The organism is Frigoribacterium sp. AC512 (assembly GCF_979258295.1).
In genome coordinates, this window is record NZ_OZ409850.1 from 2,010,181 (window position 1) to 2,029,777 (window position 19,597).

Annotated in this window: 23 protein-coding genes and 2 tRNA genes; 12 read left to right on the forward strand and 13 right to left on the reverse strand. The window is 72.0% G+C overall.

The genetic code is table 11. The features are described from left to right. The first annotated feature begins 64 nt into the window (after positions 1-64). From pepN to ACZZ97_RS09120, 3 genes are all read left to right on the forward strand, one after another. Positions 65-2,605: an aminopeptidase N gene (gene pepN, locus ACZZ97_RS09110; RefSeq protein WP_463472946.1), complete on the forward strand. Its 2,541-nt coding sequence runs from the start codon at positions 65-67 to the stop codon at positions 2,603-2,605. Positions 2,606-2,746: 141 nt separating this feature from the next. Then, positions 2,747-3,757, forward strand: a complete 1,011-nt coding sequence (locus tag ACZZ97_RS09115; protein WP_314101122.1) for a mechanosensitive ion channel family protein — start codon at positions 2,747-2,749, stop codon at positions 3,755-3,757. A gap of 44 nt (positions 3,758-3,801) precedes the next feature. Continuing rightward, positions 3,802-4,215: a globin gene (locus ACZZ97_RS09120; protein ID WP_314101163.1), complete on the forward strand. Its 414-nt coding sequence runs from the start codon at positions 3,802-3,804 to the stop codon at positions 4,213-4,215. On the opposite strand, the gene ACZZ97_RS09125 is transcribed toward ACZZ97_RS09120, so the two are convergent. Then, positions 4,196-4,861, reverse strand: coding sequence for a hypothetical protein (locus ACZZ97_RS09125; protein ID WP_194613538.1), 666 nt, complete (start codon positions 4,859-4,861; stop codon positions 4,196-4,198). The genes ACZZ97_RS09120 and ACZZ97_RS09125 overlap by 20 nt on opposite strands. A 21-nt stretch (positions 4,862-4,882) precedes the next feature. Between ACZZ97_RS09125 and ACZZ97_RS09130 the strand changes: the two genes are divergently transcribed. Beyond that, positions 4,883-5,755, forward strand: a complete 873-nt coding sequence (locus tag ACZZ97_RS09130; RefSeq protein ID WP_133738596.1) for an acyl-CoA thioesterase — start codon at positions 4,883-4,885, stop codon at positions 5,753-5,755. A gap of 58 nt (positions 5,756-5,813) precedes the next feature. Here the strand turns inward: ACZZ97_RS09130 and ACZZ97_RS09135 are convergent, their stop codons facing one another. From ACZZ97_RS09135 to msrA, 6 genes are all read right to left on the reverse strand, one after another. Continuing rightward, positions 5,814-6,287: an acyl-CoA thioesterase gene (locus ACZZ97_RS09135; RefSeq protein ID WP_192041228.1), complete on the reverse strand. Its 474-nt coding sequence runs from the start codon at positions 6,285-6,287 to the stop codon at positions 5,814-5,816. A gap of 1 nt (position 6,288) precedes the next feature. Continuing rightward, positions 6,289-7,974, reverse strand: coding sequence for an energy-dependent translational throttle protein EttA (gene ettA / locus ACZZ97_RS09140; RefSeq protein WP_123548364.1), 1,686 nt, complete (start codon positions 7,972-7,974; stop codon positions 6,289-6,291). Positions 7,975-8,001: 27 nt separating this feature from the next. After that, a complete protein-coding gene (locus tag ACZZ97_RS09145) occupies positions 8,002-8,463 on the reverse strand; it encodes a DUF6993 domain-containing protein (protein ID WP_463472947.1) in 462 nt (153 codons plus the stop codon). Between the two features lie 84 nt (positions 8,464-8,547). Next, positions 8,548-9,132 (reverse strand): single-stranded DNA-binding protein, encoded by a 585-nt coding sequence (locus ACZZ97_RS09150; protein WP_463472948.1) that lies wholly within the window; start codon positions 9,130-9,132, stop codon positions 8,548-8,550. 113 nt (positions 9,133-9,245) lie between these two features. Continuing rightward, positions 9,246-9,506, reverse strand: a complete 261-nt coding sequence (locus tag ACZZ97_RS09155; protein WP_463472949.1) for a methyltransferase — start codon at positions 9,504-9,506, stop codon at positions 9,246-9,248. Positions 9,507-9,569: 63 nt separating this feature from the next. Then, the gene (gene msrA / locus ACZZ97_RS09160; RefSeq protein ID WP_463472950.1) at positions 9,570-10,097 is read right to left on the reverse strand and encodes a peptide-methionine (S)-S-oxide reductase MsrA; all 528 of its coding nucleotides are present in this window, start codon (positions 10,095-10,097) and stop codon (positions 9,570-9,572) included. A gap of 34 nt (positions 10,098-10,131) precedes the next feature. Between msrA and ACZZ97_RS09165 the strand changes: the two genes are divergently transcribed. From ACZZ97_RS09165 to ACZZ97_RS09175, 3 genes are all read left to right on the forward strand, one after another. Next, positions 10,132-11,151, forward strand: a complete 1,020-nt coding sequence (locus ACZZ97_RS09165) for an aldo/keto reductase (protein WP_463472951.1) — start codon at positions 10,132-10,134, stop codon at positions 11,149-11,151. A gap of 140 nt (positions 11,152-11,291) precedes the next feature. Next, complete coding sequence (locus ACZZ97_RS09170; RefSeq protein ID WP_463472952.1) at positions 11,292-11,600, forward strand: hypothetical protein; 309 nt, start codon at positions 11,292-11,294, stop codon at positions 11,598-11,600. Positions 11,601-11,672: 72 nt separating this feature from the next. Next, positions 11,673-12,506 (forward strand): hypothetical protein, encoded by an 834-nt coding sequence (locus ACZZ97_RS09175; RefSeq protein ID WP_463472953.1) that lies wholly within the window; start codon positions 11,673-11,675, stop codon positions 12,504-12,506. A gap of 93 nt (positions 12,507-12,599) precedes the next feature. On the opposite strand, the gene ACZZ97_RS09180 is transcribed toward ACZZ97_RS09175, so the two are convergent. The 3 genes from ACZZ97_RS09180 to ACZZ97_RS09190 all read right to left on the reverse strand — a co-directional run bounded on the left by ACZZ97_RS09180 (position 12,600) and on the right by ACZZ97_RS09190 (position 13,347). Continuing rightward, positions 12,600-12,672, reverse strand: a tRNA-Arg gene (locus ACZZ97_RS09180). Between the two features lie 50 nt (positions 12,673-12,722). Beyond that, positions 12,723-12,983 carry a thioredoxin family protein gene (locus ACZZ97_RS09185; RefSeq protein WP_314101144.1) on the reverse strand — a complete coding sequence of 87 codons (261 nt, stop codon included), beginning with the start codon at positions 12,981-12,983 and terminating at the stop codon, positions 12,723-12,725. A gap of 67 nt (positions 12,984-13,050) precedes the next feature. After that, the gene (locus ACZZ97_RS09190) at positions 13,051-13,347 is read right to left on the reverse strand and encodes an oligoribonuclease (protein WP_123548208.1); all 297 of its coding nucleotides are present in this window, start codon (positions 13,345-13,347) and stop codon (positions 13,051-13,053) included. A gap of 131 nt (positions 13,348-13,478) precedes the next feature. Between ACZZ97_RS09190 and ACZZ97_RS09195 the strand changes: the two genes are divergently transcribed. The 5 genes from ACZZ97_RS09195 (at position 13,479) to ACZZ97_RS09215 (ending at position 16,667) form a co-directional block, all read left to right on the forward strand. Further along, entirely contained in the window at positions 13,479-13,916 is a 438-nt protein-coding gene (locus ACZZ97_RS09195) for a MarR family winged helix-turn-helix transcriptional regulator (RefSeq protein ID WP_192041219.1), read from the forward strand. Then, positions 13,913-15,178, forward strand: a complete 1,266-nt coding sequence (locus ACZZ97_RS09200; protein WP_463472954.1) for an MFS transporter — start codon at positions 13,913-13,915, stop codon at positions 15,176-15,178. Before ACZZ97_RS09195 ends, ACZZ97_RS09200 begins: the two co-directional genes overlap by 4 nt. A 98-nt stretch (positions 15,179-15,276) precedes the next feature. Next, the gene (orn, locus tag ACZZ97_RS09205; RefSeq protein WP_123548205.1) at positions 15,277-15,897 is read left to right on the forward strand and encodes an oligoribonuclease; all 621 of its coding nucleotides are present in this window, start codon (positions 15,277-15,279) and stop codon (positions 15,895-15,897) included. Positions 15,898-15,937: 40 nt separating this feature from the next. Further along, a tRNA-His gene (locus ACZZ97_RS09210) sits at positions 15,938-16,013 on the forward strand. A gap of 372 nt (positions 16,014-16,385) precedes the next feature. Then, positions 16,386-16,667, forward strand: coding sequence for a metallopeptidase family protein (locus ACZZ97_RS09215; protein ID WP_314101166.1), 282 nt, complete (start codon positions 16,386-16,388; stop codon positions 16,665-16,667). Here the strand turns inward: ACZZ97_RS09215 and ACZZ97_RS09220 are convergent. Genes ACZZ97_RS09220 through ACZZ97_RS09230 form a run of 3 tightly spaced genes read right to left on the reverse strand, consistent with a single transcriptional unit; the run spans position 16,664 to position 19,585 of the window. Then, positions 16,664-17,323 carry a nucleoside/nucleotide kinase family protein gene (locus ACZZ97_RS09220; RefSeq protein WP_463472955.1) on the reverse strand — a complete coding sequence of 220 codons (660 nt, stop codon included), beginning with the start codon at positions 17,321-17,323 and terminating at the stop codon, positions 16,664-16,666. The genes ACZZ97_RS09215 and ACZZ97_RS09220 overlap by 4 nt on opposite strands. Further along, the gene (locus tag ACZZ97_RS09225; protein WP_463472956.1) at positions 17,316-18,110 is read right to left on the reverse strand and encodes an energy-coupling factor transporter transmembrane component T family protein; all 795 of its coding nucleotides are present in this window, start codon (positions 18,108-18,110) and stop codon (positions 17,316-17,318) included. The genes ACZZ97_RS09220 and ACZZ97_RS09225 overlap by 8 nt, the downstream gene beginning before the upstream one ends. After that, a complete protein-coding gene (locus ACZZ97_RS09230) occupies positions 18,107-19,585 on the reverse strand; it encodes an ABC transporter ATP-binding protein (protein WP_463472957.1) in 1,479 nt (492 codons plus the stop codon). The genes ACZZ97_RS09225 and ACZZ97_RS09230 overlap by 4 nt, the downstream gene beginning before the upstream one ends. Between the last annotated feature and the right edge of the window lie 12 nt (positions 19,586-19,597).

Sequence of the window (19,597 nt, forward strand, 5' to 3'; positions counted from 1 at the left end):
CCGGTCTAGGCTCGTCCGGGGACCACGAGTCCCGCACCGACACCTCAAGACGGATGGAGCAAGCGTGCCCGGAGAGAACCTGACCCGACTCGAGGCGCAGGAGCGCAAGAGCGTCGTCGACGTGCAGTCGTACGAGATCGAGCTCGACCTGACCCGTGGGGCCGAGGTGTTCGGCAGCTCGACGACGGTCCGCTTCACCGCGACGCCCGGCGCCTCGACCTTCATCGACGCCCTCACGCGCACCGTGCACTCGGCCACGCTCAACGGCACGGCCCTCGACGTGGCGGCCGTGAACGACGGGGTGCGCATCCAGCTCGACGACCTCGCCGGCGAGAACGTGCTCGAGGTCGTCGCCGACGCCGAGTACACGAACACCGGCGAGGGCCTGCACCGCTTCGTCGACCCCGTCGACGACGAGGTCTACCTCTACTCGCAGTTCGAGGTGCCCGACAGCCGCCGCGTCTTCGCGGTGTTCGAGCAGCCCGACCTCAAGGCGACGTTCCAGTTCACCGTGACCGCCCCCTCCCGCTGGCAGGTCGTCTCGAACCAGCCGACGCCCGAGCCGGCGGTCGACGGCGAGGTCGCCACCTGGACGTTCTCGCCCACCCCGGTGCTCTCGAGCTACATCACGGCGATCGTCGCGGGCCCCTACGACGTCGTGCGCAGCGAGCTCACGAGCTCGGACGGCCGCACGATCCCCCTCGGCATCTTCACGCGTCGCTCGCTCACCGAGTTCCTCGACGCCGACTACATCTTCGAGAAGACGCGTCAGGGCTTCGCCTACTACGAGGAGAAGTTCCGCTACCCGTACCCGTTCGACAAGTACGACCAGCTCTTCGTGCCCGAGTTCAACGCCGGCGCGATGGAGAACGCGGGCGCCGTCACCTTCGTCGAGACCTACGTGTTCCGCAGCAAGGTGACCGACGCGATCAAGGAGCGCCGGGTCGTCACGATCCTGCACGAGCTCGCCCACATGTGGTTCGGCGACCTCGTCACCATGAAGTGGTGGAACGACCTCTGGCTGAACGAGTCGTTCGCCGAGTGGGCGTCGACCATCTCGACGGCCGAGGCCACCGAGTGGACCGAGGCCTGGACGACGTTCCAGGCGATGGAGAAGAGCTGGGCCTACCGCCAGGACCAGCTGCCCTCGACGCACCCCGTCGTCGCGACGATCAACGACCTGGAGGACGTCCAGGTCAACTTCGACGGCATCACCTACGCCAAGGGCGGGTCGGTGCTGAAGCAGCTCGTCGCCTGGGTCGGCATCGACGCCTTCTACGCCGGCGTCGCCGCGTACTTCCAGAAGCACCACCACTCGAACACCGAGCTCCGCGACCTGCTCGTCGAGCTCGAGGCCACCTCGGGGCGCGAGCTCACGAGCTGGAGCGAGAAGTGGCTCGAGACCGCGGGCGTCAACACGCTGCGTCCCGAGATCGAGACGGACGCCGACGGCGTCATCACCTCGTTCGCCCTCCTGCAGGAGGCGCCGGCCGACTACCCGACGATCCGTCCGCACCGCCTCGCGGTCGGCCTCTACGACTTCGACGGCGACGCCCTGGTCCGGACGCACCGGGTCGAGATCGACGTCGACGGCACCCGCACCGACGTGCCCGAGCTCGTCGGCCAGCGCCGCGGGGCCCTCGTGCTCACCAACGACGACGACCTCGCCTACGCGAAGATCCGCCTCGACGAGCAGTCGCTCGCCACCGCGATCGAGCACCTCGCGGCGATCTCCGACCCGCTGGCCCGCGCCCTGGTCTGGGGCTCCGTCTGGGACGCCACGCGCGACGCCGAGACCTCGCCCTCCGACTACGTCCGCCTCGTGCTGTCGAACATCGCGAGCGAGACCGAGTCGACGACGATCCGCACGACCCTCACCCAGCTGGTGCAGGCCGCGCGCAGCTACGTCTCGCCGGCACGCCGCGCCGAGGTGCTCGCCGAGGTCGGCGACCGTCTCCTCGAGCTGGCGAAGGAGGCGGAGGCCGGGTCGGACGCGCAGTTCCAGTTCGTCAAGTTCTTCGCCGCCGCCGCGTCGACCCCGGCGCACGCCGACGCGCTCCGTGCCCTGCACGACGGCTCGCTCGCGCTCGACGGGCTCGAGATCGACACCGACCTGCGCTGGGAGCTGCTCGAGGGCCTCGTGCTCGTCGGCGCTGCCGGCGAAGCCGAGATCGACGCGGCGCTCGAGGCGGACAACACCGCCAACGGCGCCCAGGCCGCCGCACGCGCCCGCGCGGCGATCCCCACGGCCGAGGGCAAGCTCGCCGCCTTCGCGTCGGTCGTCGACAGCGCCGAGCAGCCGAACGCCATCGTGCGCGCGACCGCCCAGGGCTTCCAGCACACGAACGACCCTGCCGTGCTGCAGCCCGTGGTCGACCGCTACTTCTCGTCGCTCACGGGCATCTGGGAGTCCCGCAGCTACCACATCGCCGACACGCTCGTCTCGGGCCTCTACCCGGCCGGGCTCGCCGACCAGCAGCTGGTCGACGCGACGCGTGCCTGGCTCGACGCGAACCCGGACGTGCCGGCGCTCCGCCGCATCGTGATCGAGAGCCTGTCGGGCGTCGAGCGCGCCCTGCGCGTGCAGGCGGTCGACGCGCGCTAGCGGCGAGGCGCGCGCGTGCCTCGCTGGCCGCGCGCGCCTCCTGCGTCACCGTCGGACGGCGGGCCCTGCTCACAGGGCCCGCCGTGCTCGCGTCCAGGTGGCTCCCGGGCGGCGTCGGCGGCTCGTGCGAAGCTTGACGGGATGACCGACTTCCTCGCCGCCGCCCAGACCGATCCTGCCGCTCCCGTCGACTTCGACTGGGCCGCCTTCTGGGCGATGTGGGGCGTGCCCATCCGCATCCTCGCGATCGTCGTCGTGGCGGTGCTGCTGCGGGTGGCGCTGCACTTCATGATCCGCCGCGTGGTCGACCAGGTCGTCAACGGCATCAAGCGCAAGCAGAACGTCGACGACACCCAGGCCCTGATCGCCTCCCCCCTGCAGGCGGTCCGCGTCGTCCAGCGCACGCGCACGCTCGGCAGCGTGCTGAACAACGTCGTCACTGTGCTGATCGCCGGCGTCGCGCTCGTCCTCGTGCTCGGCGAGCTGCACTTCGACGTCGTCGCGATCGTCGGCGCGGCCAGCGTCGTGGGCGCCGGCCTGGCGTTCGGCGCGCAGAACATCGTGAAAGACCTGTTGAACGGCATCTTCATGGTCGCGGAAGACCAGTTGGGGGTCGGCGACGTCGTCGACGTCGGCCCGGCGACCGGGGTCGTCGAGGCCGTGGGCATCCGCGTCACGCAGATCCGCGACGTCAACGGCGTGCTCTGGTTCGTCCGGAACGGCGAGATCCTCCGGGTCGGCAACATGTCCCAGGGCTGGACCCGGGTCGTCATCGACCTCGCCGTGCCCTACGAGGCCGACGTCGACACGGTCCAGGCGGCCATGCTCAAGGCGGCCACCGACATGGCCGCGCTGCCGAAGTGGGGGCGCAGCATGATCGACGCCCCCGAGGTCTGGGGCCTGCAGTCCATCGCCGAAGAACACGTCGTGATCCGCATCGTGTCCAAGACCCGCTCGTCCGAGCGCGACAACGTCGACCGCGAGCTCCGGTCGCGCCTCAAGAAGGCGACGGACGAGCTGGGCATCACGCTCCCCTCGCTCAGCAGCGTCGTCCTCACGGGCTTCGACGGCGCCTCCTCGGTGCAGGGCGCCCGCCCGCCGCAGACCGTGCCCACCCCGCACGTCCGCCCCACGAAGGGCAAGCGCTCGTGACCGACCTCCCCCTCGGCCCGCCTCCTGCGGGCGCCTCCCAGCCGATCACCCTTCGCAGCGGCGCGGGGCGCGACGACGCCCAGGGCAACTTCTGGCAGCAGATCGGCGGGCGGCCGACCTTCGAGCGGCTCGTCCGTCGCTTCTACGAGGGCGTGCAGACCGACGACGTGCTCTGGCCGATGTACCCGGAGCACGACCTCGAGGGCGCGATCCAGCGCCTCGCCGGGTTCCTCGAGCAGTACTGGGGCGGCCCGACCACGTACAGCGACGAGCGCGGCCACCCGCGGCTGCGGATGCGGCACATGCCGTTCACGGTCACGCCGGAGGCGCGCGACCGGTGGCTGCACCACATGCGCACCGCGGTCGACGAGCTCGAGCTCTCGCCCCTCCACGACGCGACGCTGTGGGCCTACCTCGACCGGGCGGCCCACGCCATGGTCAACGCCCCCGGCGCTTGACCAGGACGTGCCCGCGGCTGGTCGTCAGCCGGGTCCAGGCACCCGTCTCGTAGAGCGAGACCGCCTCGCCGTCGCCGAGGAACCCGAGGCTGAGCGCCGCGAACGCGGCCCCGGCCGGGACGGCCTCGACGCCGTCGACCGGGCGCGACCACACCTCGGACCGCACGCGGTGGACGATCTGCTCGCCCGCGTTCTCGGGCAGGGCGGAGGCGATCTCGTCGATGCCCGCCGTCGCCGCGGCGTCGAGCGCGGGGGCGTCGGCGGCGCCCTTCGGGACCCAGCCGCCGCGGGGCGGCGAGATCGCCGCCCAGGTGACCGTCGCGACCTCGATCGGCAGGGTGACCGTCACGGGCGCCGTCGGGTCGACGACGTCGTTCTGCAGCCGGACGAGTCGCTCCTTGAGGGAGCGGACGGGGACCACCGCGTCGAACTCGGGGGCGTCGTCGAGCTGGAAGGTGCGGAGGCCCAGGACCGTCGGGCTCGAGTCGAGGAGCCCCAGCGGGTAGAAGACGGCGGCGTACACCGCGAGGACGCCGGAGCCGGCGACGAGGCGCACGGAGCCGTCCTCGACTCGGCCGGCGCGACCCAGGAAGGTCGCGAGGTCGCTGAGGGACAGGGAATCGGGGAGGGCGAATGTACGGCTCATCGGCCCCCTAAACTACATCGGATGAGCGCCGATCCCCTGCAGAACCTGCTCGCCACCCTCGACCTCGCCCCGGCCGGCATCGTCGGCGGGCAGGACGTCTTCACCGGCACGTCGCAGCCCGAGCCGCTCGGCCGGGTCTTCGGCGGGCAGGTCATGGCGCAGGCGCTCGTCGCCGCCCAGCGGACCATCGTCGGCGACCGACCCGTCCACTCGCTGCACGGGTACTTCCTCCGGCCGGGCGACCTCACGATCCCCATCACGTTCACGGTCGACCGCATCCACGACGGCCGGTCGTTCGCCACCCGCCGGACGCAGGCGTCCCAGGACGGACTGCCGATCTTCTCCATGATCGCGTCCTTCCAGACGCCGGACGACGGCCTCGAGCACCAGGTCGCCATGCCCGACGGCCTGCCCGAGCCGGAGGACGTGCCGAGCGATGCCGAGCTGCTCGGCGCCGTCGACCACCCGATCGCCCAGGCCTGGGCGGCGGACCGGGCCTTCGACATGCGCCACGTGCCGTCGCCGGTCTACTTCAGCGTCGAGGGCGCGCGGGTCGAGCACCAGGCGGTGTGGCTGCGCGCGACGGGGACGCTGCCCGACGATCCCGACCTGCACCGCGCCTCCTTGCTGTACGCCAGCGACTACACGCTGCTCGAGCCGATCTACCGGCGCCACGGCGTGCCGCTCGTGACGCCCGGGCTCAAGGTCGCGAGCCTGGACCACGCCATGTGGTGGCACCGCCCGGCCCGCGTCGACGAGTGGCTGCTCTACGTGCAGGAGTCCCCCACTGCCGTAGGCGGCCGCGGGCTCTCCCTCGGGCGCATCTACGACCGTTCCGGCACGCTCGTCGCGAGCGTCGCCCAGGAGGGGATGGTGCGGGTGCCCCGCGCCTGACCCGGCCGAGCGCGGCCGAGCGCAGTCGACGCCCGCGATCAGCGGCCCACGGCGCGGATCAGCGGCGTCGGAACGTCAGCGGGTCCTCGACGAACGGCGTCCAGGCGGCGCGCTCGTCGTCGGTGATGCGTCGCGGCGTCCCCGACGCCGTGTCGACGAGGACGATCGAGGTCGACGCCTTCGTGTAGAGCACGGCGGGCTCGACCGCCGCGGGCGACCACACCTCGTAGCAGACCTCGAGGCTGGCGCCCCCGAGACGGCCGATCCAGATCTGCACGTCGAGGGGCGCGCGGAGGTACGGCACCGGCACCAGGTACTCGAGCTCCTGTCGCGCGATGAGGGTCATCGTGGCGGCGTCCGGCCGGCCGTCGAGCACGGCCGCGCCCGACGTCTCGCCGACCGTGCCGTCCGACACCCAGAACGCGTCGATGCGCGCCTCCTCGAGGAGGCGCAGCATCGACGCGTTGTTCACGTGCCGGTACGCGTCCAGGTCGCTCCAGCGGACCCGGGTCGGCACGTGCAGGCGGGTCATCTCAGTCGCGCGTCAGCTTGCGGTACGTGGCGGAGCTGGGCTTCGCCGCGTCGGCGCCGAGACGCTCGATCTTGTTCTCCTCGTAGGACTCGAAGTTGCCCTCGAACCAGTACCAGTTGGGGGTGCCGTCGTCGTTCAGCCCCTCCCACGAGAGGATGTGCGTCGCGATCCGGTCGAGGAACCACCGGTCGTGGGTGATGACCACGGCGCAGCCGGGGAACTCGAGCAGCGCGTTCTCGAGGCTGCCCAGGGTCTCGACGTCGAGGTCGTTGGTGGGCTCGTCGAGCAGGAGGAGGTTGCCGCCCTGCTTGAGGGTCAGGGCCAGGTTGAGGCGGTTGCGCTCACCGCCGGAGAGCACCCCGGCCTTCTTCTGCTGGTCCGGGCCCTTGAAGCCGAACTGCGAGACGTAGGCCCGCGAGGGGATCTCCGTCTTGCCGACCGTGATGTAGTCGTGGCCCTCGGACACGACCTCCCACAGGTTCTTGTTCGCGTCGATGCCGCCGCGGCTCTGGTCGACGTACGAGATGTCGACGGTCTCGCCGACCCGCAGGTCGCCGCCGTCGAGGGGCTCGAGGCCGACGATCGTCTTGAAGAGCGTGGTCTTGCCGACGCCGTTCGGGCCGATGACCCCGACGATGCCGTTGCGGGGCAGCGTGAAGGTGAGGTCGTCGATCAGCACCCGCTCGCCGAACTGCTTGCGCAGCTTCTTCGCGTCGATGACCTGCGAGCCGAGACGCGGCCCGACGGGGATCACGATCTCCTCGAAGTCGAGGACCCTCGTGCGCTCGGCCTCGGTCGCCATCTCCTCGTAGCGGGCGAGACGTGCCTTCGACTTGGCCTGGCGGCCCTTGGCGTTGCTGCGCACCCACTCGAGCTCGGACGAGAGGCGCTTGGCGAGCTTCGCGTCCTTCTTGCCCTGCACCTGGAGGCGCTCGCCCTTCTTCTCGAGGTAGGTCGAGTAGTTGCCCTCGTAGGGGTAGAGGCGACCACGGTCGACCTCGGCGATCCACTCGGCGACGTGGTCGAGGAAGTACCGGTCGTGCGTCACGGCGAGGACGGCGCCGGGGTACTTGCTGAGGTGCTGCTCGAGCCAGAGCACGCTCTCGGCGTCGAGGTGGTTGGTGGGCTCGTCGAGGAGCAGCAGGTCGGGCTTCTGGAGCAGCAGCTTGCAGAGCGCGACGCGGCGCTTCTCGCCGCCCGAGAGGTTCGCGACCTCGGCGTCGCCCGGAGGCGTCCGCAGGGCCGACATGGCCTGCTCGAGCTGGGAGTCGAGATCCCACGCGTCGGCCGCGTCGATCTCCTCCTGCAGGGTGCCCATCTCGGCGAGCAGCGCGTCGAAGTCGGCGTCGGGCTCGGCCATCGCGGCCGACACCTCGTTGAAGCGGTCGAGCTTCTGCTTGATCGGGCCGACGCCCTCCTGCACGTTCTCGAGGACGCTCTTGGTCTCGTCGAGCTCCGGTTCTTGCATGAGGATGCCGACGGTGTAGCCGGGCGAGAGCTTGGCCTCGCCGTTGCTGGGGGTGTCGAGCCCGGCCATGATCTTGAGGATCGTGGACTTGCCGGCACCGTTGGGGCCGACGACGCCGATCTTGGCGCCGGGGATGAACGACATGGTCACGTCGTCGAGGATCAGCTTGTCGCCGACCGCCTTGCGGGCACGGACCATGGAGTAGATGTATTCGGCCATGCCCACCAGTCTATCGGTGGGGCGCCGTCACCAGTCGATCGTGCGGGTGGTGCCGACCAGGCAGGACCCCGTGCCGAGGACAGGTGCGACCTCGCTGGCGAACCCGGTCGCCCCGGTCTGGCCCACGAGGCAGTCGCTGCCCCAGAGCACCGAGAACTGCACGGTGTCGGCCGCGCGCCCGATCGACGTCGAGTCCGGAGTGACCTGCATGGCCGCCTTGTCGAAGCCCGCCGCCGTCAGCGTGTCGACGATCGTGCGACCGTCGCCCGCTCCGCCGCTGTCGAGATGGCGCGACACCGTCATGTCGAAGAACGCCTTCGCCTGCTCGGTCGTCGAGTCGGCCGTCAGCGTCGGGTCGGGCGCAGGCGTCGCGCCGTCCGTGGTCGGCACGGGGCTCGGGGCGGTCTCGCCCGACGTGCAGCCGGCGAGCGCGAGGGCGACGAACACGACGGCGCCCGCGCGCAGGGCGACGAGTGGGAGACGGGTCACGGGGGGCCTTCCTCGGCGGGCCCGGTCAGGGCCGTGACGATCCTACGACGCGGGCCGGGGTCGGATGCCGACGCCCCCGGCGGGTCAGAAGGGCGGCACGCCCACCCGGTCGACCGCGTCGGCGGGTTCGCGACGGGCGGGTTCCTCGGCGGTGCCGGACGTCGAGGGAGCCTGCTCGTCGAGGGCAGGGCCGCCGCCCGTGGCCCATCCACCGGACGGGGAGGCGGACGGCTCGACAGCAGGAGCCGTCGCGGCGTCGCCCGCCGCGCCTCCTGCGGTCGCCTCGGGCTCGCCCGTGGGGGCGGCCGCAGCGGACGTCGAGCGGACGAACGCCGAGCGGCCCCAGCGGAGGTCGTGGCCGATCGAGTCCGCGTCGACCTCGACGGTCGTGCCCGACTTGTCGCCGGCCTCCCACGCACGGACACGGAGACGGCCGAGGACGACGACCCGCTCGCCCTTGTGGAGGCTCTGGCCCGCATTGGCCCCGAGCGCCCGGAACGCGGTGACGGTGTACCAGTTCGTGTCGCCGTCGACCCACTCGTCCTTGACGCGGTCGAAGCGCCGGTGGGTCGAGGCGAGCCGGAAGCTGGCGATGTCGAGGCCGGCCTCGGTGGTGACGACGCGAGGGTCGGTGGCGATGATCCCGGTGAGGGTGATGGTGTCTGTCATGCGGGGAGTCTCACGGGACAGAGCCGGTGCGCGGGCGGGCACCGCGCCTCCTTGTGGAGGGGGTGCCCGGCCCGTCGCGACGGGGAGGGACGAGGGGTGTCGCCCCGCGGAGCTCAGTGCTCGTGGAACTCCGGGTACTCGGCACCGGGGCCGAGGGCTGCGAAGAGCGCGCTCTTGGCCACGGCCAGGGTCGGGTACTCGCCGCTCTGCTCGGGCCGGCCGACGAGACGGACGACGAACCCGTCGCCCGTGCGTCCGATCGACCCGACCGTCCCCGCCGGTCCGACGGCGACCCAGGTCTGGCCGGCGGACTCCGCGGCATCGGTCGTGCTGGTCGTGCTGGCAGTACTGGTCGTGCTGGTCTGGTCGCTCATCGTCGAGCACCGTCCTCTCTGCAGTGGATCATCGAGCGCGCCGCGCAGCTGCGCGGCGCGCGCTCAGGTCGCGAGCACCCACCTCGCGAAGCTCTTGCGGACCTTCGTCACCTTGGGCAGGGCGACCGCGGTGCAGTAGCCCTGGCCCGGGTTCTTCTCGAAGAAGTCCTGGTGCTCGGGCTCGGCCTCGGTCCAGGGGCCGAGTCGCTCGACGGTCGTGACGACGCCTCCGCCCCACGTCTCGGCGGCACGGTCGCGGGCCGCCTCGAACAGCTCGACCTGCTCGTCGTCGGCCGCGAACATCGCCGAGCGGTACTGCGTGCCGACGTCGGCACCCTGTCGGTCGAGCTGCCGCGGGTCGTGCAGGGTGAAGAACACGTCGAGCACGACGTCGGCCGGGAGCACCGCGGGGTCGAACGTGACCGAGACCGCCTCGGCGTGCCCGGTCGTCCCCGTGCAGACGTCGCCGTACGAGGGGTGCGCCGTCCGGCCGCCCGTGTAGCCGGAGACGACCGCCGAGACCCCGTCGAGGGTGCGGAACACCGCGTCGAGGCACCAGAAGCAGCCGCCGGCGAGCACGAACGTGGTCATGTCGGCGAGGGTACTCCCGCCCTAGGCTGACGACATGAGATCACCCTTCACTCCCTACGTCGCCGACGACGAGCGGTACTCGAAGCTGGACTACGTCCGCACCGGGCGCAGCGGCCTCAAGCTGCCCCGCATCTCCCTCGGCCTCTGGAACAACTTCGGCACCGACCGCGCCTTCGAGACGCAGCGCGACATCGTGCTGCGCGCCTTCGACCGCGGCGTCACCCACTTCGACCTCGCGAACAACTACGGGCCGCCCTACGGCTCGGCGGAGGAGCAGTTCGGCCGCGTCCACGCGGCGAACCTCGTGCCCTACCGCGACGAGCTCGTGATCTCCACGAAGGCCGGCTACGACATGCGCCCGGGCCCGTACGGCGACGGCGGCTCGCGCAAGTACTTGCTGAACTCGCTCGAGGCCAGCCTCGAGCGCACCGGCCTCGACTACGTCGACGTCTTCTACTCGCACCGGCCCGACCCCGAGACCCCGATCGAGGAGACGATGGGCGCCCTCGCGACGGCCGTGCACCAGGGCAAGGCCCTCTACGCCGGCATCTCGAACTACGACCCCGAGCAGACGCAGGCGGCGATCGACGCCCTCGCCGACGAGGGCGTGCCGCTGCTCATCCACCAGCCGCGCTACAACATGTTCGACCGGGCGCCCGAGAAGGGGCTCTTCGACACCTTGCTCGAGAACGGCGTCGGCTCGATCGTCTTCTCGCCGCTCGCCGGCGGCCTGCTGACGAACCGGTACCTCTCGGGCAAGGCCCCGGCAGGGTCGCGTGCCGCCGAGGGCCGCTGGTTCACCGAGGACGCCCTCGACGAGACCTACCTCGAGCGCGTGCGGGGCCTGAACGAGATCGCGGAGGCGCGCGGCCAGTCGCTCGCCCAGCTCGCCCTGACCTGGGTGCTGCGGCAGCCCGCCGTGACGAGCGCGCTCATCGGCGCGTCGTCGGTCGCGCAGCTCGACGACAGCCTCGACGCCCTGCACGGCGCGGCGCTGAGCGACGACGAGATAGCCGCGATCGAGCCGTTCGCGGTGGACGGCACCGACCGCTGAGACGCGGTCCCCTCGGGGGCCGCGACCTCACGGAGCCCGCTCCCCTCGAGGGAGCGGGCTCCGTCGTCGATGTCGGTGGTCGTCCGTACCGTTGTGCTCGTCCTCGACAGCATCGGCCGGATGACCCTCAGGAGCACGACGTGACCCTCACGAGCACCACGATCCTCACCCCGGGCGACACCCGCGCCGCCACGACGACACCCGCCGCGGCGGCGACGCGCGAGGCCCTCACCGAGACCCGCGGCGGCCTCCGCCTCGTGCAGGTCCGCGACGACCTCGCTCGGGTCACCCGGGCCGGCGGCGAGGTGCTCGGCTACGTGGAGCGGCTCGACGACCCGCTCGGCGACCGTTGGCGCGCCAAGCGCTTCGTCGCCCGCGAGCGTCGGTTCGTCGAGATCGGCGAGTTCTGGAGCCGGTCCGACGCCACGGACTGCTTCCGCTTCGCCTGAGCCCGGCGGACGGCCACGGCACACCTGGCAGGTGCCCGCTCGACCTTCGACCTCAGCTGTAGAGTTCGCCGCATGCAGTGGTGGAACAGCTTCGTGGAGTGGGCGTCGTCGGACGCCGGGTGGCGCATCGTCTCGGGGGCCGTGGTGCCCTTCGTGGCCATCGTCCTGGCGGGCGTGATCGCCGCCCTCATCGGCCGTGCGGCCATGCGCCGCGTGGTCGCGATGCACGACGACGAGGCGAAGGCCACGGCGGTCGCCGGCATCGTCACGGCTGCGCGCAAGGCGGCGATCTGGAGCTCGCTCGGGCCGGAGGAGCGCGCCTACGCCGACCACCTCGCCCAGGAGAGCGAGGTGCGGCTCCGCCTGCTGCCGGTCTCCGGAGCAGGCACCGCGGCCAGCTGGGCCGAGCACGAGATCGCGGAGCTCAAGCGGAACTCCGCGAGCTTCAGCTACGACTCGGGGCACGCCCTCGACGAGCTGCGCGACCGACTGATCGAGTGGCAGAACAAGCCCGGGCGTGCGAAGAAGCTCTTCAGGGCCGACCTCGAACGGTGGAGCTACGAGGAGGCGGACGTCGACAAGGGACTCGACGCGCGTCAGAAGGCCTGGGAGGCGGAGCAGGCGGCCACGGCCTCCCGTGAGACGCGACCGACCACGTCGACGCAGCCCGCGCAGCCTGCACAGACGGGTGCACCGGGCTACGAGCAGTGGCGCGCACCGGTCTCTCCCGCGACGCGTCCCGCCGACGAGCCGACCCCGGCTCGCGAGGCCCCGTCCGAGACCCGCACCGAGGCGGTCGTGACGTCGTCGCCTGACGACGACACGGACGTCGACCCGGACACGACGTCGTACGGCCAGCAGGTCAGCGCCCAGGACGTACGCCGCCGGACGACGCCCGACGCGTAGGGGTCCGGGGCACGTGGATCACGTCACGGTGCCCTCGGCAGGAATCGAACCTGCGACCACGAGATGAGAAGCACCACGTGGATCACGTCACGGTGCCCTCGGCAGGAATCGAACCTGCGACCAAGAGATTAGAAGGCTCCTGCTCTATCCGCTGAGCTACGAGGGCGTGCCCCCCACGATAGCGCGTGGGCCCGGTCCGCCCGGGCGGCGACGCCGTCAGACGGCGAGGGCCAGCGCTCCCAGCACCTGGTCGAGACGCGGTGCACCCGCCGCGCGGAACACTTCTGTCCCGTCGTCGGTCAGCACGACAATGGTCGGCGTGCTCGTGATGCCCCGCGCCTCGGCCTGGTCGGCACGCGCGGCGACGTCCGCCTCGTCGACCACGAGGGCAGGGACGAGGGCCTGTGCCTCAGCCACGACGGCGCGGGCCGCGTGGCAGGGAGCACAGAACGCGGACGTGTACAGCTCGAGCTTCATGGCCGGGACAACGAGGAGGCGCGAGGGAATGTTCCCTCGCGCCTCCTCGTGTCGTGCCGGACCGAGATCAGACGGAGCCGGCCTGGTCGGTGCGGTCGCCTCGGTTCTCGAGGTCGTCGACGGGGTCGCTGTCCTTCTCGTCGAGCTCGTAGTGGACCTGGAGCTGGTCGGCGTTCATCTTTGCCTCGCGAGCCGTGTAGACGAAGCCGGTCTCGATGCCCTCGACGAGGACGTAGTCGACGATCTCCTCGTCGTAGGAGCCGTTGGTGCTGATGCGAGTGTCGGTGCGGCCGTCGCTCGGGCCGCCCTCGAAGAAGACGACGTACTCGGATCCCTCGGCCACGGTGGGCTTGCTGTCTGTCATGGAGCCGTTCTACCAGGGGGCACCGATCCCTCGCCCAGCTTGGGGGCGCCTCCCCCGGGATCCGACCGTCGGGGCAGTCGCGAGGCCCATTCACATTGCCAAGCTATATAGACTGGCTATACACTTGCCGGATGACTTCACAGCCGACCGACATCCTGGAGAACCTCCTGACGTCGACCCATCGCCTGACGCGGATCGCCGCGCAGGAGACCGGCCGCACGACCTCGCCCGCCGTCTGGCGCACGCTCTCGATCCTCACGACCGACGGCTCGATGCGCGTCGGCGACCTCGCCCGGACGAGCCGCGTCAGCCAGCCCACGATGACCAAGCTCATCCACGGCCTGGCCGACGACGAGCTCGTCCGCCGCATCGCCGACGTCGACGACTCACGCGCCTGGCTCATCGCCATCACCCCCAAGGGCACGGAGGCGCTGGCCGAGTGGAAGGGCCAGCTCGCGACCGCGCTCGGCCATCTCTTCGACGACCTCGACGACGACGAGTGGCGCGTGCTCGACCACGCCGCCCAGCTGCTGAGCACCCGCGTCGCGTCCGAGGCGGTGTCCGCGTGAGCGCCGCGGACCACGGCACGGCCGCGAGCACCGGCCCCGGCACGGCGAAGCCGAGCATCCTCGAGCAGCCCACCGCCGTCTGGGCGATCGCGTTCGCCTGCGTCGTCGCCTTCATGGGCATCGGCCTCGTCGACCCGATCCTGCCTGCCATCGCCGAGTCGCTGAAGGCGACCCCGACGCAGACCGAGCTGCTCTTCACCAGCTACCTGGCCGTCACCGGCATCGCGATGTTCTTCACCAGCTGGGTCTCGAGCCGCCTCGGCGCCAAGAAGACGCTCATGATCGGCCTCGCCCTGATCGTCGTCTTCGCCGTGCTCGCCGCCACGAGCGGCGACGTGTGGGAGGTCATCGGCTTCCGTGCCGGCTGGGGCCTCGGCAACGCCCTCTTCATCTCGACCGCGCTCGCGACGATCGTGGGCGCCGCCTCCGGGGGCACCGCCTCCGCCATCATCCTGTACGAGGCCGCCCTCGGCCTCGGCATCGCGATCGGCCCCCTCATCGGCGGCCTGCTGGGCTCGGTGAGCTGGCGCGGACCCTTCTTCGGCGTCACCGCGCTGATGGCGATCGCGTTCATCGCCATCGCGGTGTTCCTGAAGGGCGGTGCGATCGAGAAGCCGACGCCCACGAAGCTGTCCGCGCCGTTCCGCGCGCTGGCCGTGCCGGCCCTCGGGACCCTCGCGGCGACCGCGTTCTTCTACAACATCGGCTTCTTCGTGCTGCTGGCGTACACCCCGTACCCGCTCGGCTTCGGCGCCATGGGCATCGGCCTCACCTTCTTCGGCTGGGGCGTCGGCCTCGCGATCACCTCGGTGTGGGTCGCCCCGTTGCTGACGGCCCGGATGAAGCGGACGACGGTGCTGCGCATCGCCCTCCCCCTCCTCACGCTCGACCTGCTCGCGGCGGCCCTCTTCGTCGGCACTCCCGCGGCGCTCGTCACCTGCGTCGTCGTCGGCGGCCTCGTGCTCGGCGTGCTGAACACCGTCCTCACCGAGAGCGTCATGGAGGCCACCGACCTGCCCCGCTCGGTCGCGTCGAGCGCGTACTCGGCCGTGCGGTTCATCGGCGGAGCGATCGCCCCGCCGGTGGCCACGCTGCTCGCCGACAGCATCGCGCCGAGTGCCGCCTACGTCTTCGCCGCCGCGAGCGTCGCCGTCGGCCTCGTGATCATCCTCGCGGGGCGTCGCGCGCTGCGCCGCGTCGACGACGGCCCCGAGTCGACCCGCGTCGAGGCCGAGGCGATCTCCGCCGGCGAGGTCTCGTAGCCGCGACCCGCGCGCCCGGCCCGGCCCGCGCCTCCCCCGCCCACCGGACGAGGAGGCGCGGGCCGGGCCGTGTCGGAGGCCCGGACTAGAGTGGCCGCATGGCTACGACGAACGACCGACTGGTGTGGATCGACTGCGAGATGACGGGTCTCGACATCGCCGTCGACGAGCTCGTCGAGGTGGCCGTCGTCGTCACCGACTTCGACCTCGTGCCCGTGCACCCCGGCTTCACCATCGTCATCAAGCCCGACCAGTCGGCCCTCGACAACATGGGCGACTTCGTCACCGAGATGCACACGACCTCCGGGCTGATCGACGAGATCCCGAACGGCGCCAGCCTCGCCGAGGCCGAGTACGAGGTGCTCGAGTACATCCTGAAGTACGTCCCGACCGAGCAGCACGCGCCCCTCGCCGGCAACACCATCGGCACCGACCGTGCGTTCCTCGCCAAGTACATGCCCCGCGTCGACGGTCACCTGCACTACCGCAGCGTCGACGTCTCCTCCATCAAAGAACTCGCCCGCCGCTGGTTCCCCCGCGTCTACTTCAACGCACCCCAGAAGCACGGCGGCCACCGTGCCCTCGCCGACATCCTCGAGTCCATCCGCGAGCTCGAGTATTACCGCCGTGCCGGTTTCGTCGCCGACCCCGGCCCCACCACCGACGACGTCCAGGCGATCTCGAAGGCCGTCGTGGACGAATGGGCGCCCCGGCTGTAGTAGAGTCTTCTCGTTGCGATCGCTTCGGCAGTCGCGCATGGTGGGTATAGCTCAGCTGGTAGAGCGCCTGGTTGTGGTCTAGGAGGCCGCGGGTTCAAGCCCCGTTACTCACCCCAATGAAAAAGCCCTGCCCTACTCGGCAGGGCTTTTTGGGGTTTTCGGTGCCTTTCAGTCTCCGACGCGTTCCGCGTCGAAGACGTCGTTGGTGGCCGGGTAGGTGCATCGGTGAGCGGGCGGGGGGCAACTTCGCTTCGCTCGTCGCGTCGGGGCACAGGTCGCTACTTGGGAGCGACGAAGCGGCGTGATGTCCCACGGTGGTTTGTCGGTGTCGCGTGGGCACCTCGGCGGTCAGGGGCGTGTGGAACGCTGGGCCGGTGGACGACGAGAGAGCTGACGGCGCGGCGGCGGCAGGCATCGACCCGGCGACGCTGAGCCTCGCGCGGTTCGACGAGCTGGTGGTGGCAGAGCTCGACGAGCTGCCCGACGACATGGTCGACGGTCTCGACAACGTCGTCTTCGTCACCGACGACCGCCCCGAGGACGGCTCCCTCGACCTGCTCGGCCTCTACGACGGCGTCGCCCTCACCGAGCGCGGCACCTACGGCTTCGGCGAGCTGCCCGACCGGATCATCCTCTACCGCGAGCCGCACCTCGCCGTCGTCGACACCGAGGCGGAGCTCCGCGACGAGATCCACGTGACGCTCGTCCACGAGATCGCGCACTTCTACGGCATCGACGACGCCCAGCTGCACGAGCTCGGCTGGGCCTAGCCCGCCGGGCCGCCGACGGGGTCGTCGGTCGAGCCGCCGACGGAGTCGCCGGGCCCGACGTCCACCACGACGTCGGCGAGGCTCCGCGGGTCCTCGACCGCGAGGTGACGTTCCTCCTGCTCGGCCCACACGTCCCACCACGGCTCGTAGGTCGCGCCGTCGCGCCCCAGCGCACGGGACCGCCGCTTCTCGTCGTCGAGCTCCAGCCAGACGCACAGCGTCGCCAGGGCCGAGGAGGCGCGGGTCAGCGCCCCGGCGCCCTCGACGACCACCGAGACGGCCGGGTCGAGCGTCCGCCCCTCCCCCGGCACGCCGTGCTCCCAGTCCCACGTGGTCCACCCCGGGTCCGCCGCCGCCAGGATCCCCGACTCGACGATCCGCGACGCCGCCTCGAGCCCGTGCCAGCCCGGGTAGACGTCGTCGAGGTGGACGAGCTGGACCGGCCCGAGCTGGTCCACCGGCCACGCGTCGACCAGGTGACGCGCCAGCGTGGTCTTGCCCGAGCCCGACCGGCCGTCGATCAGCAGCACCACCCTGTCTCCGCGGGCCCGCGCCTCCTGCGCCCTCGTCAGCAGGTCGACGACGGCGTCGCGCGGGCGCACGCCCGGCGAGCCCACGGCCGGCGAGCCAGCCTCGCCTGCCCCGACGTCAGGCAAGGACGAACTCCCAGGTCCCCGCGAGCACCGCGGCCGTGACGGCAGCCGCCGCGACGAGCACGCCGATCACGACCAGCACGGCGTCCCGGAGCCCCACGGTCGACGGCCGGGCCCAGGTGCGCTCCGTGTCCGAGCCGAAGCCCTTCGCCTCCATCGCGGTCGCGAGCTTGCTCCCGCGCCGCACCGACAGGACCAGCAGGGCGAACGCCTGCCCGGCGAGGCGGCGTGCGGCGGCGACCGGGCCGCGGGCGTCGGCGACGCCCCGTGCCCGACGGGCGAGGGCGAGCTGGCGCCAGTCGTCCGCGAACAGCCCGGCGAGCCGGAGCCCCGCGAGGCCGCCGAGCACGAACCGCGCCGGCAGCCGCAGCACCTGGGCGAGGCCGTCGGCGAGGTCGGTGGGGTCGGTCGTGGCGAGCAAGACGATGCCGGGGATGCCGACCGCGAGGATGCGCAGGCCGATGGCGAAGGCCAACGAGACGGACCCCTCCGTCACGCTGATCCACCAGAACTGCAGCAGCACGGCGCCGTCGTCGCGGCCGTAGAGCACCGTGACGACGACCGACATCGGCGCCGCGATCCAGAGCGGCGCCGTCCTCCGGAGCAGCTGCCTCGCCGAGAGTCCCGCCCAGGGCAGCAGCAGCAGCTCGAGACCGAGCGCCACCCCCGCCGACACCCAGTCGATCGAGAGCAGCAGCACCACCGACACGACGAGCGCGGCGAGGAGCTTCGCGACGGGGTTGACCCGCCCGACGACGCGGTCGGTCTCGACCGCCTCGAGCAGGCTCACCGCGCCTCCCCCACGACGACGGGCCGCTCGAGGACGACCACGTCGTCGGCCAGCGCGGCGACGAACTCGGCGTCGTGGGTGACCGCGACGACGCTGCGGCCCTCGTCGACGAGCGCCGCCAGCAGAGCCACGAGCTCGCGCCAGGTGCGGGCGTCCTGCCCGAAGGTCGGCTCGTCGAGCACGAGGAGGCGGGGCCGCGACGCGAGGACGGTCGCCACCGACAGGCGCCGCTTCTCGCCCCCGGACAGCGTGAACGGGTTCGCGCCGGCGAGGTGGTCCAGCCGGAGGCGGGTCAGCAGCTCGTCGACGCGCTCGTCGACCTGCGCGGCCGGCTCGCCGAGCGCCTCCGGCCCGATCGCCAGCTCGCGACGCACGGTGGGGGTGAGGAACTGGTGCTCCGGGTCCTGGAACACCGTGCCGACCCGGGTGAGCAGCTCGCGCGAGCGCCACCGCACGGGTGCCTCGCCCGCCCCGGCCGCGAGCTCGGGCGTGGCACGCAGCTCGCCGGAGACCGGGGCGAGCAGGCCGGCGAGCGTCAGGGCGAGCGTCGACTTGCCCGCGCCGTTGGGGCCGGTCACGGCCAGCGTGCGGGCGTCGTGGACCGTCAGGTCGATGCCGGAGGCGACGGCACGGCCGCGCGGGCTGCGGTGGCCCACCGCCAGCCCGGATGCCTCGAGCAGCGGGCCCCTCGAGGAGGCGCGGAGCCGGACGGGCGGCTCCGGCACGACCCCGGGGACCCACACCCCTGCCTCCGTGAGCCGTCCGCGCTGCCGGTCGAGCACCTCCTCGGGGGCGCCGTCGGCGAGGACTCCCCCGCCCGCGGCGAGCACGACGACGCGGTCGACGACGGGCAGCCAGACGGAGACGCGGTGCTCGACGACGACGAGCGTCGCCCCGGTCCGCTCGGCGACCCGGGCGACGGCGTCGCGCACCTCGACGACGCCCTCGGGGTCGAGGTTCGCCGTCGGCTCATCGAGCAGGACGAGCCCCGGTCGCATCGCGAGGGCGCCGGCGAGCGCGAGGCGCTGCTTCTGCCCGCCGCTCAGCTGGGCGGTCGGCCACGAGCGCGGCAGGTCGAGCCCGACGGCGTCGAGGGCGTCGTCGACGCGGCGCCACGTCTCGTCGCGCGGCACGCCGATGTTCTCGCAGCCGAAGGCCACGTCGTCGCCGACGCGGGCGAGGACGACCTGCGAGTCGGGATCCTGCAGCACCAGCCCGACGCGGCCGCGCTGCTCGGCCGGGGGACGCCCGTCGACGAGCAGCTCGCCGCGGGCGTCGCCCTCGTCGTCGCCGCCCAGCACGCCGGCGAGCCCGGCGAGCAGGGTGGACTTGCCGGCCCCGGAGGCGCCGAGCAACAGCACGCGCTCGCCCGGCTCGACGACGAGGTCGAGCTCGGACACGGCCGGGAGGATCCGGCCGGCGTGCCGCCACCCCCAGCCGCGGGCGTCGACCCGGGCACCGGAGGAGGCGGTCACGTCGTCGAGGTC